Source organism: Variovorax sp. SRS16, assembly GCF_901827165.1.
Taxonomy (GTDB): domain Bacteria; phylum Pseudomonadota; class Gammaproteobacteria; order Burkholderiales; family Burkholderiaceae_C; genus Variovorax.
This window is the reverse complement of the sequence record NZ_LR594668.1, coordinates 404,948-418,030: the sequence shown is the minus strand read 5'-3', so window position 1 is coordinate 418,030 and position 13,083 is coordinate 404,948. Positions and strand designations below refer to the sequence as shown.

Sequence of the window (13,083 nt, the reverse complement as noted above, 5' to 3'; positions counted from 1 at the left end):
GGGGCCGGCATCAGTTGAGCTGTGTCGAATCGGCATGGATTCCCGCGGCGGCGACGACTTCGCCCCAGCTTTGGTACGCCGCCTTGGTTTGCGAAGAGAACTCGTCCAGTGTCGCCGTGTAAGGCATGAGGCCCAGGGCAAGCAGGCGTTCCCGCGTTCCGGGCTCGCGCACGATGCGGTCGACGATACCGTGAATGCGCTCCAGCGCGGGCCGCGGCGTGTGCGGTGGCCCCATGAGCCCGATCCACGCGGCATCCAGTCCGATCGGATAGCCCTGCTCCGCCAGCGACGGGATGTCCGGCGCGCCCGCGAAACGCGTGGCCGAGGCAACGCCGAGGATCTTCATCTTGGCGCGGCTCGCCAGCGCGATGGCGATAGGCACCATGAGCAGGTCGACCTGGCTGCCCATGATCGCTCCCGCCGCCGGCCCCGAGCCCGCGTAGGGGACATGCAGCAGCTTCAGCTTGTAGCGCGCCTTGAGGGCCTCGGTCACGACCTGCGCGGAGGATCCGACGCCGCTGGATGCATAGGTCAATTCCTGCCGTCGCGCGAGTTCGATGACGTCCTTGATCGTCGACACCGGCAGGTCCGGCCGCGCGACGAACATGTAGTCGAGCCGCGCGATCGCGGCGGCGGGGCTGAACTCCGAAGCCTTGTAGCGCAGGCCGGTGTAGACGTGCGGATTGATCGAGTGCGTGTCTGCGCTGGCGACCACGTAGGTGTAGCCGTCCGGCGGCGAGCGATAGACATATTCGCTGCCGATCATGCCGACGGCACCGGGCTTGTTCTCGACGATGACGGTCTGGTCGAGGCCGTCCTGGAGCTTGGGCGCGATGAAGCGGCCCACGATGTCGATGCCTCCTCCGGGCGGATAGGGGACGATCAGCCGGATCGGCCTGGTGGGCTGCCATGGCTTTTCTTCCGCCACGGCCGAAGACACGATGCCGACGCCCGACAGGCACAGCCCGGCGGCACCGGTGCCGGTCAGGAAGGCACGGCGATTCACGCGCCATGCGGCAGTCTGGCCGATGGGTTTGCGATCAATGTTCATTTCATTTTTCCTTCCAAGGATCGTGGATCCGGTGGTTGATGGCGATCTGGGAATGCAGGCTCAGCGCGCGTCCTGCAGGAGGAAGGACTGCATCGCTTCGTTGACGGCCGCAGGCTGTTCGAGCATGGGCAGGTGGCCGCATGCGTCGATGCCGATGAGGCGGGCGCGGGGCAGCTTCTCGACCGCAGCCTGCGCGTTCTCGTAGCGCGCGCCCTTGTCGTCGCGGCCCCAGAGGATCAATGTGTCGACATCGATCTCGTGAAGGCGCTCGAGGACGCGAAAGCGCTGGAACTGCGCCGCGTCGCGCATGGCGGCGATGGTTGCACGCCAGTACGCAGCGATCCACGGTTGTGCGTAGGCGAGGGCGAGCAGGCTCGGCAACGCCTCGGGCACGGAGGCCGGCGCATGGACGACGGTGTCGAGATGATGGCGCCAGCCCTCGGGATCGGACGCATCCATGAGCGCGTCGTAGCTCGCATGCGCCCGTCCGACGGCCTCGACGAGCTGCGCCTCGGTGCTGAAGCACGAGCCGCTGCCGTTCAGGACCAGTCGGGAAACGCGGGCGGGCGCGGCCAGATAGATGTTGGCGGCGATGAGCGCACCATACGAACTGCCGCTGACGGCGAAGCGCTGATGGCCGCACGCGTCCATCAGCGAAAGCAGATGTTCGACTTTGGCCGCGACGTCGACCTCATGCGGCGCCAGCACGGGCCGGGTGAAGCCATGCCCCAGCATGTCCGGCGCGATCACGTGGAAATGCTGCGCGAGCGCATCGACATTGCGCATCCACAAGTCGCATGTCAGGGTGAGGCCGTGCACGAGCAGGAGAGCGGGCGCGTCCGGGTGACCCGCCTCGAGGCAGCGCGTGGGCACGCCGCCGGCCTGGACGAAGCGCATCTGCATCAGCGTTGCTCCGGCCGGGAAAGTACGCCGCACAGGCGCGCGAGATTGTCCTTTTCGATGTGATGCACACCCGCTTCGATTTCGGCCATGCGGCCAGGTACGTACAGGTGCGACGACAGGCCACGCTGCATCATCTGCAGCACTTCGCGGTCCTCCGAGATCACCTTGTTCTGGTAGTCCTGATAGGCCACGACGCGCTGCGCGAAGTCGGGCGCGTCGAAATACTGCTTGGGAAGCAGTGTGTAGACGGTCACGCGCGTGCGCGTCGGCGACAGCGGCCATATCGTCAGGGCATGCACCGTGTCGATGCGGGCGAACAGCGTGAAGTTGGGCCGCAGGCGCCCGGTCGCCGCGAAGCTCTCGGGCAGATCCTGCAACCAGGGCATCCGGCCGAAGACGGGTTGCCCGGTGAGCGTGGAGGGGCCGGAGTTGAAGGTGGCGTAGTAGCCGCCCTCGCTGCGCGGCGCAAACTCGAACGCTTCCGACGTGAACTGCCGCCCGTTGGTGGACTTGTGCACCAGGTTGACGTGGTAGAGGTCGATGACGTTCTCGACCACCAGTTTCCAGTTGCAGTCGATGTCGTTGACCGTGGTGATCGCGAGCCGGCAGTCATCCTGCCGCATGAAAGCGAAGTCGCGCTCCAGCGTCGCCGTGTGCTCGGACAGCGGCGCGGCCTGCGGGTCGAGGTTCACGAACACCCATCCGTGCCATTCATCGACCTGGATCGCCGGCAGGCGGAAGTTCTGCTTCTCGAAGCACTCGGCGCCCTGCATGCGGGGTGCGCCCATCAGCCGACCTTCGAGGTCGTAGGTCCAGCCGTGGAACGGACAGCTGAACGCGCGGCGATTCCCCTGGCCTGGCGGTGCCACGGCGACCGCGCGATGCAGGCAGACGTTGGAAAACGCCGCGAGCCTGCCTTCCTGCGTTCGCGTGATGACCAGGGGCTCGCCGACGATGTCGACGCTCAGGTAGTCGCCGGGCTGGACCAGCGCCTCGATGCGGCCGCAGCAGACCCAGTCCTTGAAGAAGACATGCTCGCGCTCGAGCGCGAAGACATCGGGGGAGAAGTAGATCTCGCGCGGCGAGTGGGCGGCGCGGTTCAGGGGCTCGGCGGTGCGTTCGGCGCCGTGCAGGATTCTGGCTGTTTGCTCTTGTCTCATGGAGGTCCTCGATCGGTCATTTCATGGGGTGTGCGCCGCGTCGTGCACGCTCGCCCTCGCGGCGTCGAGCAGACGCGCGAGCGGGTGTGCCGAGACCGGCCTTCCGCGCTCCATCACCTGCTCGCCCGCGAGCCAGAGCGACTGGTCATGGACCACGCCGTCCGGATGGTTCTCGCCGCCGCCCGGCAGCCACCATGGCAGGCCCAGGCCGATGGCGTTGCGTCCCACCACGCGGATGTCTTCGATGAAGGAGTGGCCGGTGGTCCGTGCCGCCGGGTGGAGCCCGATGGTCAGGTGGATCACGTGGCCGTACTCGCCGCCGCCGGCGCGCCGCAGCGCGCGATCCATGAGCGCACGCTGCGCGTCGCCACGCACCTCGCGCACTCTGCCGTCCACCGTCAGCGTGAGCGGTGATTCGAGCGGGCCGTAGTGATCATGAAAGACCGCCTCGAGCACGATGGTGCCTTTGACCGACTCCAGTTCGGGGTAGAAGATGGCGGAGCCCGGGACGGTCTGGGCGCCGGGCTGCGAGGCCTGCCGGTGCTTGGCGTTCGCAGGCTTGCCCATGCGGAAGACGAGATCGGTGCCGGCCGGCGTCGTCAGCCGGCATGCCTGCCCTTGCGCACTCGCGAGCAGGCTGTCCGCGCAGTCCTGCAGATCGAAGAGGGCGTCGAAGTCGGCGCCGCCATACAGGCGCGCGAATCCGTCGGCGTCGAGGTCTCCCAGAAGCAGGTAGCGCGCACGCTTGCGCGCCATCGCCCGGTCGAACGGCCCCGACCCCGCCAGATAGGGAAAGCTCAGGTCGAACCAGATATCGCACGCCAGCACGGCAGACGCAACCGGCTCGGGGATGTGCGGGTCCGCCAGTGAACCCTGGAGCGGAAGCCTCGGAAAGCGCATGACGCACGGCTTCGCGCCCGCCGCGGCCAGACTGTCCGAAAGCGCCTCCACCAACCGCGGGTCGCTGGCTTCGTCGACAGTCAGCACCGCCGCCTCTCCCGGCTGCGCGCAAAAATGCCGGCCGACGAGCGTCTGCGCGGCGCACGCCACCGATGCGCGGCGTGCCGTGCTCATGCCGGCTCCGGCGCCGTGTCGGCGGAGGCGGCCTCGGCGCATGGCATCGCATGATCGATGATGGCCGAATACACGCGCACGGCTTCGTCGATCTGGCTCAGGTCGCAGAACTCGTCCGTCTGGTGCATCTGCGACGGATGTCCCGGCCCCAGGATCAGGATCGGCGTGGCACCCATGCGGCCCTTGAGCGCGCTCGCATCGGTGAAGTAGTGGGCCGTGCGCAATGTGGCGGGGCGTCCGGTCTCCCTCTCGGCAAGCGCCAGTACGCTCTGCACCCAGGGATCCGCCGGTTCGGTGAAGACGCTGTCCAGGCTGGCTTGCAGGTCGAGCGACTCGAGTTCGGGCCGAAGGCGCTGCGTCAACTGTTCCCGCAGCTGCGCGTGGTCCATGCCCGGCAGCGTGCGCAGATCGATGCCCACTTCGGCCCAGTCGGGAACCGAGTTCACGTTCTCGCCAGCATGGAAGGTTCCGATGTTGAGGCTCGGCACGCCGAGCACGGGGTGCACATCGGACATTTCACCGCCGAACGCCTGCAAGCGATCGACCATGCGCACCGCCTTTGCAATCGCGTTCACGCCCGCTTCCGGCGTGGCGCCGTGCGCGGTGCAGCCCCTGGCCGTTGCACGCAGCCACAGTGCGCCCTTGTGGCCGAGCAGGGGCTCATTGAACGTGGGTTCGGCGACGACGACGCCGGTGAAGCCATCCAGCGCCAGTGGCAGCGACGCCAGGTACGACGAGCCCTCGCAGCCGGTTTCCTCGCCCGCGACCAGCAGCAATGTGAGAGCGACACCTGCCGGCAGCCCCGAGACCCGGTTCACGGCCGCGGTGACGAATGCGGCGACGCCGGACTTCATGTCGCACGCGCCGCGGCCATGCAGTCGTCCATCCGCGACGACGCCGGCGAAGGGATCGAGCTTCCATGCGGCCTTGCCGAGTGGCACCGTATCCAGGTGGCCTACGAAGCACAGCGAATGCGGTGCCCCGGCTTCGCCGGCGCGCGCGACCAGGCTGGTCCGCCCCGGCGAGTGCGAATAGGCGCGCACGGAAAAGCCCGCGTCGGTGAGTAGCGCCTGCAGGAAAGTCGCGCATTGCGCCTCCTGGCCAGGGGGGTTGCGCGTATCGAAGCGCACCAATTGCTGGGCAAGACTGACGGCGTCATCGATACTTGTCATGCGTTCATTATTTTCATTCAAGTGACTTGCATAGTATTGATTGAAAACTTGAATGTCAAGGAAAGTAGAGGCTTCTTGATGGGGTCAGAGGGCTCTTCTGGATCCATGTGAAAATGCCTTGAACATGTTTCCCTCTATTCCCAAAGAACCCGGACACGTGCCGCCGGGGCCTTCATCCCCTTCGGCGGTGCCCCAGCTTCGCGTGGGCGCCAAGCTGAAGGCGGCACGCAAGGCTCGCAGGCTCAAGTTGCGCGATCTCGCGTTGCGTGTCGGATGTTCGGAAAGCCTGATTTCCAAGATCGAGAACGATCGGGCCACCCCGTCGCTGCCGATGCTGCACAAGATCGCGGCCGAACTGGGGACCTCGATCGGGAAGATGTTCTCGGAGGAAAACGCCGACAGCGGCGTGGTCTCGCGCGATGGTCAGCGGCCCATCATCAGCGTGGACGCGATCGGCCGCGACGGGGGTGTGGGCATCCGTCTCGAGGGCGTCGCCATCAACGGTGAACTGCTCTACAGCTCGATACACGTGGTGGACGCTGGCGGAGACAGCGGCGGCTTCATTCAGCACGTGGGTGAAGAACTCGCCTTCGTGCTCGAGGGAACGGTCGAGATCAACCTCGACGGGAAGGTGCATGTTCTGGGTCAGGGCGATGCGATCTTTTTTCCTTCCGAGGTGCGGCACGGCTATCGCAACCCGGGGCGCGAGGTGGCCCGGATCCTGTGGATCAACACCCCGCCGACGTTCTGAGGAATGCGCACGACGCGCGAACGCTGCGGCGGTCGAATGCTCGCGAGCCGCGAGCCGGTGCTGGCCACGGTGTTCCGACGGCGCAAACGCCCGGTGGGCGCAAGTTGGGGTAATCTCGGTTTTCGTGCATTTTGTGGCGCTTGGCACGACTTCCCTCAATCAAATCAATGGGTTGCGTTATGGGCCCATTTGGCGAAGCGCTGGATGTCGTGCATTTTGTGGCGGTGTCGGCTGGGCAGTCCTATGGCCGTCTTCAGAGCGTCTGCGCGATCGCGATGAGTTCGCGCGCTACTCACGCGCTGCCTGCCGAGCAGCGGGGCCTTGCCTGATCAGCGCCTTCGCGTACCGCTGCACCCCGAAGCTGAACGTGCCCCGGAAATTGATGTGCTCGAAATGCACTGGTCCAAGCCGGCGCAGCCAGGCATCCTCGACGTCCATGCCTTCCTTTCGCCAACGGTCGACCACCGCCTGCATGCGCGCCGTGTTCCAAGCGATCACGATATTGGTGAGGAGGGCGTGTGCACCGGAGATAGCGTTGAGTTCGTCTCGACGACGACCTCGCTCTGGCGCAATCCGTCCATAGTAGATGGCCCGCTGCAGTTGGTGTACCGACTCGCCACGGTTGAGCAGGGTATGCAGTTCTCGCCGGAAGTCCGGGTTGGTGAAGTAGTCGCACAGGAACATCGTTCTGAGCAGCCGTCCAAGCTCGTCGGCACCGCGACGACCGTGGTCACCCCTGGCGGCGCTTCCCCACAGACGCAGCCCGACATTGGCGCTGATGCGCCCCGTACGGATCGAGGCCGCGAAGCGCAGCATTCCGTCCCAACCAGTCCGGATCGCGTTGAGCGCCACGCTCGCGCTGACGACCGGTTCGATCGCCTGCGCAAAGTCCCGCCCAGCGCGCCAACCCGAGGGGACATACAACTTGCGCTCGGCCAGCGCGCGAAGGCGAGGGCATAGGTCGAAGCCGAGCAATTTCGCTCCCGCCATCCCGGCGTGGGTGTATCCGTGGGTGTCAACAGCGACCATCGACAGGCGGTCTTGCTGCTCGCGGTTGTAGTGCTCGACGCCGGCGATGGCGGCACCTGCCTGTCGTTCGTTGAGCACGATCGGCTGGTCGTACACGATGCCGTAGCGGTCAAGGACGTGGGTGTACAGCCCCGCCGCATAGGTACGACGCCTTGGGTCGACGCGTGCATTCCACAGGTGCTGCGAGGCGTCCAACGACATCATGTCGGCCGACGCCTTGTCGCCCACGCCCCACAGCGATGCAAGCGGAAATGTGTGCTGGAACTCAACGACGCGCTCGTTTGCACGACGCAGACGACCTGGCACCTCCAAAGACCGCATCGCGGCGCTGATCGGGCCCACGCTCAGCGTCGGGATCATCGCGGCTACGCCCTTTGCGTCGATTTCCGTTCCGTGCGCAAGCAGGCCCGCGTAGCAAGCCAGCAGTTCATCGGAGCTCGTGGCCTTGTGACCCATCAACGCTTCGCTGAACTCTGCGTGCGCATCAAGTTCGAGCAGGATGTCCGGCAGCTGCTGCTCGCCGATCGCCTCGAAGATGGCCCTGCCGGTGCGCTTGGGGATCACCTCGCCGTCCAGTGTCTCCAGAGCCGGCAAATGCAAGCTGCCGTCAGCGTCGATAGTTAGTTTGCCGTCCGCCAGTGCGTCTGCAACACTGGCCAGGCCAGCGCGTACATTGGCAAGCAACGGATCGAGCAATGCGTCCGCCTCGGCTGACTGCCCCAGCGTCGCGATGAAGTGATCGCGATGCAGCTTCCAGTCGGCAACCGGAATCAGCATACTGTCGCGGTCGCGGAAACTCGCGGTGTGGTCGAGCCACACAGCGCCGCCGCGTAGCGCCTTGCGCATTGTCGTCATCGTGCATGCCTCGTAGGCTCTGAATGCCCGCTGGCGATCGGGATCGGCGACCAGGTCGCTCCAGGCGGCGCTCACTCGCGGCTGCTGCTCGCCGCCGGGCAGCGATGTCGCGCCACCGTCACGCAGCGCGCGCCAAGTCTGCCACTGCCCAATTGCAGGATCGTCCGGATCTCCTTCGAAGTCGAGGTCGCGCAGGCCATCGAGCAGCGGGCGAACGCCGGTGGGCTCATCCGTCAGCGTGCGGCGCATCAGCGCGGCGGCGCTATGGGTCGATGGGTCGATGGGTCGATGGGTCAATGTCATCGTGAACCATCAGTTCGATGGTCACGAGCCGTTGCTCGGCCGACAGCGCGAAATTTTTGAGCGTTTCCCTGATCGAGGCGAAGCGGGCGCGGTAGTCCAACGCATCACCTGCGCGTTTGGCATCCACCTTGCCGGCGGCACGTCGCACGAGGTCACTGACCCGGCGGCCCGCCAGCAACAGTACTGTGTCGCTGAGTTCGAACAGGGTCACGCGAAGAAAGCAGATGACCTCCAGCGTCTGGGTGCGGTCCTTGCGCCGGCGCGATTCGGACGGCGAGCGATTGGCAAGGGCCCGGGCATAGGCGCCCTCGCGAGCCGCGGATATTCCGTCGAGCTTCCAGTCATGGGCGCCAAGCTGCTTGAGGATCCGGACCTTGGCCAACGTGTCGGTCAAGGTGCTGGGGCTGTGCCGCGCTGCCGGCGTCTTCAGCCACTCCAGAACGGTCTGGCCTTCATTGCCGGCAATTGACTCAAAGAGGACGGTTTGACAGACAGTCCGCGCAGACGCCGACACAGCGGCCTCGATGACTTCCAGTGCCGATTGCTCGACGACGGCGAACGCCTTGCGTGCCGCATCGCGCAACACGCGGTCCGATGGGAGGAGGGTGCCCCGCTCAAAGAGCCAGCGCTCGGCCCCTTTGACAAGCTCGTCAATGGAGGCAGCATCATTGGCCTGGATGCGGAGCTGAGCCTTCAGCGCGGCAAGTTCTTTGTCGCCGCAACTGCTCAGGCCCAGCTGCTCGCGGGCCCAGCGCTGGTGATCGTAAAGGGTTTCCCGGCGTCGATACATCGAGCGCAGAGAAGCAATGCTGGTCTGCGTGACGCCAAGTTCCCTGGCAAGGTGCTGCAGCAGCGTCTTTGGAACGACCGCAAAGCGGTCGAGCGGGCGGCCGCTGGCGCGCAAAAACAAGAACTGCACCGCGACGCCGAGTCGCCGGTCCGCCCGAAATCGCTCTCTGATGGCCTGCGCGTCAACCAGAGCAAGGTGAAAGAACCGCGCAACATCGAACTCGGAGAGTGTCCTGGGGAGATGATCGGCGCCGACGAAGCGCAGGTGGTATGTGGACACGAGCCCCTCCGGCGGTTCTTGTATGGCGCCAGTGTGGACAGCAGCGCCTGGCCGGAATTCTGCGCCTGCCGGAGGGGCCTCGGCCGCCAAGCGCCACAAAATGCACGAAAACCGAGATCACCCCAGTTACGAAAACCCGCCCCCCGCGGAACACGCACAATAATACCGAGCGAAAGTGGATGCTTCGAGGCGCCGGTTCCTCTTAAGGCCCCGGAGCTGCCGAGGTCCGTCGCCGCATTTTTTTTGCATCTTGCGCTGGCGCGCGGGTGCGACCCCCGTCAGAACTTGAACCTCGCGCCAACTCCGAAGTCGGTTTGAGTCTTGTACGGATTGCCGGCGCCAAATCGCATCCCGTTTCCTAGTGCATCGGTCACGACCCATCCGTCTTTGACATTGAAGTGGTCGATTGCAAAATAGAGGTCAGTTTGCTTATCCAAGTGATACATCACCGATCCGTAGATAGTGCTCTTGGAGCCATCTGCAGTGGCAGTTACGCCAGCGGTATCGCCGAAAGGGTTGAGCGTCGTTCCGCTGGCGCTGAAGCCCGCATGGCGACCTTTCATGACCTGATATCCCAGGGCGTAGTCGAACTGGCCGGGCGAATAGCTCACCGAGGTTGTCCAGGAATTGTCGGTGCGTGTCCCTGCGCTGTTGGCAATACCCTGCTCAGCCGTGTAATGGATATAGCCGGCGTTCACGCGGAAGGGCCCGTAGACCACATTGCCGCCGAACAGTTCCGATTTGTGGACCAGATTGTTGACGTTGGCGCGGTCGAGTGACGCATTGACGTTCATGACCGCGTTGCCGCCCAGGTCGATCTGGTTGTAGGCAACGGAAGCCGCCACGGTGGTGCCCTTGGTGAATTCGCCTGGTGTCGAGCCACCAGTCCCAACGTCGCCGCTGCCGCCATTTGCGCCCGATCCGAACGCATACCCCAAGCCGGAGACCCAGTGGTTACCCCAATTCTTTTTCCATTCAATGGCGCTGTTCACGCGAGTACCGTTGGCGCTTCCCGAATAAAAAATAAGCTGCTTGAAGTTGTTGACATTGCTGTAGCCGCCTTCCTTGAGCGTCACGGCGCTGGTGCCATACGGATCGCCCCAGTTCGCCGTGAAATCCCGGGTCAGTGTGTTTTGACGCCCCAAGGTGATCTTTCCCAGCTTGTCGCTATAGACGCCAAGCCATGCATCACGATTGAAGAGCACGCCGGATGTGTCGCTGTTGCCCGTGGGTAGCTCAAATTCGGTTTCGAGTTTCGAAATGATCTTCAGGTCGGGCATGCCAAGGCTGGCACCCGCGGCCAGCGCGTGTTCCGCATCAAAGCCCAGGCGATTGCCGCTGAACCATGCGGTCTGGAAGCCGGAAGACGTGCCGCCGCTTGGGGTCTGGTGATCAGAGCGACTGATAGTGGCTTCGAGCAAGCCATACATCCGTAGGCTGGTGGTGTCACTGCTGTACAGGCCGATACCGGAGGTGGCGGGATCGAGCGGCAAGCCCTGCTGGTCGGTTTGCAGCGCCAACGGGACGGGCTTGGCTACCGCCGCCGGCGCGGAGACGGGCGTACGGCTCTGCTTTTCTTCGAGCTCCGCAAGGCGGCGGCTCATGGTTTCCATCTGTGCTTTCAGGTCGTCCAACTCGCTGGCCCATGCGGGGGTCGCAATCCAGGGCAGGGCCGCAATGGCGGCACAGACCGCAAGGCGCGTCGATTTTTTCTGAAGCGGCGGGAAGGGGCGTGGTGGAGCATTGCGGCGAATCATGGGTCGAGTTCCTCTGTTCTTGGTACGGGTGGACAGATGTCCGGGGCCGAGGCTAGTAAGCGAGCGCTGTCGATTCGCTTTCAGCAGCCGCGTATAAGGGAAAGTCCGGAGGGCAGCGAACGCGGATCGCGTTCTGCTTCTCGGTTAGAACTCTGCTGCGGCGCGCGGCACGCGCGCCGGGACTAAGACACGAGATCCTGGCAATGAGATATTGAGAACCTGGCAATGAGATACGACATCCAGCGCGCGGCAATGGGTTGGGCGCGGAGCGTTTCCCTGGCAATCTTCGCGCTATGCAGTCTGGGCGCGACCCACGCGCAGCAGGCACCCCTGAAGATCATGGTGAACGACGTTGAGAAGCAGATCTATTTGCCGGCGACCATTGCCAAGCGGCTGGGCTTTTTCGAAGAGCAGGGCTTGCAGGTCGAGTTGCTCAGCGATGCGTCAGGGCGGCAGGACGGCACCGACGCGCTGTTCTCGGGAACTGTGAACGCGGTGGTCGGCTTTTACGATCACACGATCGACCTCCAGGCCCGCGGCAAGTTCGTGCAGTCAGTCGTGCAATTCAGCCGCGTGCCTGGAGAGGCGGTGCTGGTGGCATCCGAGCAGGCCGCCAGCATCGGGTCGCCAGCTGATTTCGCGGGTCACCGGCTGGGGGTCACCGGCTTGGGCTCTTCGACGCAAGTCCTGATACGCTATCTGGCGTTAAAGCACGGCGTCAGGCTAAGCGACTTCGTGATCACCCCCGTCGGCTCGGGCGCCGGTTTCGTGACTGCGATGAAGTCGGGCTATATCGACGCGGGGATGGCGACCGAGCCCACGATCACGCAGCTTCTGAGGACGGGTAGCGCGGACCTGCTGGTGGATCTGCGCACGCCGCAGGGCAGCGTTCAGGTCTTCGACGGCCTGTATCCAGGCGCCTGCCTGTACATGGAGACCGCATGGATCGACACGCACAGGCTGCAGGTGCAGAAGCTCGTCAATGCCTTCGTCAAGGCGCTCAGGTACATCGACGCGCACAGCGCGCTGGAGATCGCAGCGCTATTGCCGCCCGACTATTTCGTCGGCGATCGCGCGCAGTACGTGGACGCGCTGGCTTTCGGGAAGAGCATGTTCATCGCGGATGGCCGCATGCCGGAATCCGGGCCTCCCACCGTATTGAGGGTGCTGAAGACGGTGCAGCACGCGTTGAAGAGCAAGGCAATCGATCTTTCGAAAACCTACACCACAGATTTCGTGGACGCGGCGCCCTGAGCCGCAAGCACAGACATGCGAATCCTGCTGGTGGAAGATAACGAGACGTTGGCCGACTGGCTGCGGCGCACGCTTCGCAAGGAACGATATATCGTGGACTGGGTCGGCTGCGGCGGCGATGCCGACTTCATCCTGCGCTACGAAACCTACGACCTGATCATTTTGGACTTGGCACTGCCGAAGATGGGCGGACGCGACGTGCTTCGGCGCATGCGAGAACGTGGAAATCGCACACCGGTGCTGGTGCTCACGGCTGACAACTCGCTGCGCAGCCGTGTCAACGAACTCGACCAGGGCGCGGACGACTACATGGCCAAGCCATTTGAAGTCGAAGAGCTCGAAGCGCGGATTCGCGTGCTTGTGCGACGCTCCTCGCAGGTCGTGAATCCGGTCATCGTGTTTGGCGAGTTGCAATACAACACCAACACGCGTGAATACCTCCTGGGAGGCGAGCCTCTGTCGCTGACGCCGCGCGAGCGCAGTTCGCTGGAGGTGCTGACCATGAAGATCGGGACGGCGGTTCCCAAACAGGCGATCGCCCAGAGCCTGTTCTCCATTGACGAAGAAGTATCCGTCGATGCCGTGGAGATCTACATGCACCGGCTGCGCAAGAAGCTGCAAGGCAGCGATGTCACTATCGTGCATCTGCGTGGCCTGGGTTACCTGCTGAGGCAGGTGCACCATGGCCCATAGCCTGCGTTCGAG

11 protein-coding genes are annotated in these 13,083 nt (G+C 64.4%); 3 read left to right on the top strand and 8 right to left on the bottom strand.

Going from position 1 to position 13,083, the window contains the following annotated elements:
- Positions 1–10 precede the first annotated feature (10 nt).
- The 5 genes from E5P2_RS34190 to E5P2_RS34170 are packed head-to-tail and all read right to left on the bottom strand — an operon-like array spanning position 11 to position 5,360.
- Positions 11–1,051 (bottom strand): Bug family tripartite tricarboxylate transporter substrate binding protein, encoded by a 1,041-nt coding sequence (locus E5P2_RS34190; protein WP_162571499.1) that lies wholly within the window; start codon positions 1,049–1,051, stop codon positions 11–13.
- 60 nt (positions 1,052–1,111) lie between these two features.
- Entirely contained in the window at positions 1,112–1,954 is an 843-nt protein-coding gene (locus tag E5P2_RS34185; RefSeq protein WP_162571498.1) for an alpha/beta fold hydrolase, read from the bottom strand.
- Positions 1,954–3,114: an aromatic ring-hydroxylating oxygenase subunit alpha gene (locus E5P2_RS34180; protein WP_162571497.1), complete on the bottom strand. Its 1,161-nt coding sequence runs from the start codon at positions 3,112–3,114 to the stop codon at positions 1,954–1,956. Before E5P2_RS34180 ends, E5P2_RS34185 begins: the two co-directional genes overlap by 1 nt.
- A 21-nt stretch (positions 3,115–3,135) precedes the next feature.
- On the bottom strand, positions 3,136–4,188 hold the full coding sequence (locus E5P2_RS34175; protein WP_162571496.1) for a hypothetical protein: 1,053 nt from the start codon (positions 4,186–4,188) through the stop codon (positions 3,136–3,138).
- Complete coding sequence (locus tag E5P2_RS34170) at positions 4,185–5,360, bottom strand: M20 family metallopeptidase (protein WP_162571495.1); 1,176 nt, start codon at positions 5,358–5,360, stop codon at positions 4,185–4,187. The genes E5P2_RS34175 and E5P2_RS34170 overlap by 4 nt, the downstream gene beginning before the upstream one ends.
- A 124-nt stretch (positions 5,361–5,484) precedes the next feature.
- Between E5P2_RS34170 and E5P2_RS34165 the strand changes: the two genes are divergently transcribed.
- The gene (locus tag E5P2_RS34165; RefSeq protein WP_162571645.1) at positions 5,485–6,111 is read left to right on the top strand and encodes a cupin domain-containing protein; all 627 of its coding nucleotides are present in this window, start codon (positions 5,485–5,487) and stop codon (positions 6,109–6,111) included.
- Between the two features lie 288 nt (positions 6,112–6,399).
- On the opposite strand, the gene E5P2_RS38025 is transcribed toward E5P2_RS34165, so the two are convergent.
- The 3 genes from E5P2_RS38025 to E5P2_RS34155 form a co-directional block, all read right to left on the bottom strand.
- The gene (locus E5P2_RS38025; protein ID WP_443083581.1) at positions 6,400–8,244 is read right to left on the bottom strand and encodes a Tn3 family transposase; all 1,845 of its coding nucleotides are present in this window, start codon (positions 8,242–8,244) and stop codon (positions 6,400–6,402) included.
- 13 nt (positions 8,245–8,257) lie between these two features.
- Positions 8,258–9,367, bottom strand: coding sequence for a DUF4158 domain-containing protein (locus E5P2_RS38020; protein ID WP_232080993.1), 1,110 nt, complete (start codon positions 9,365–9,367; stop codon positions 8,258–8,260).
- Between the two features lie 278 nt (positions 9,368–9,645).
- A complete protein-coding gene (locus E5P2_RS34155; protein ID WP_232080992.1) occupies positions 9,646–11,124 on the bottom strand; it encodes a porin in 1,479 nt (492 codons plus the stop codon).
- 225 nt (positions 11,125–11,349) lie between these two features.
- On the opposite strand from E5P2_RS34155, the gene E5P2_RS34150 reads away from it, so the two are divergent.
- Both E5P2_RS34150 and E5P2_RS34145 read left to right on the top strand, forming a co-directional pair.
- Positions 11,350–12,378 carry an ABC transporter substrate-binding protein gene (locus tag E5P2_RS34150; protein WP_162571494.1) on the top strand — a complete coding sequence of 343 codons (1,029 nt, stop codon included), beginning with the start codon at positions 11,350–11,352 and terminating at the stop codon, positions 12,376–12,378.
- Between the two features lie 15 nt (positions 12,379–12,393).
- Positions 12,394–13,071 carry a response regulator gene (locus E5P2_RS34145; protein ID WP_162571493.1) on the top strand — a complete coding sequence of 226 codons (678 nt, stop codon included), beginning with the start codon at positions 12,394–12,396 and terminating at the stop codon, positions 13,069–13,071.
- Positions 13,072–13,083: the final 12 nt, after the last annotated feature.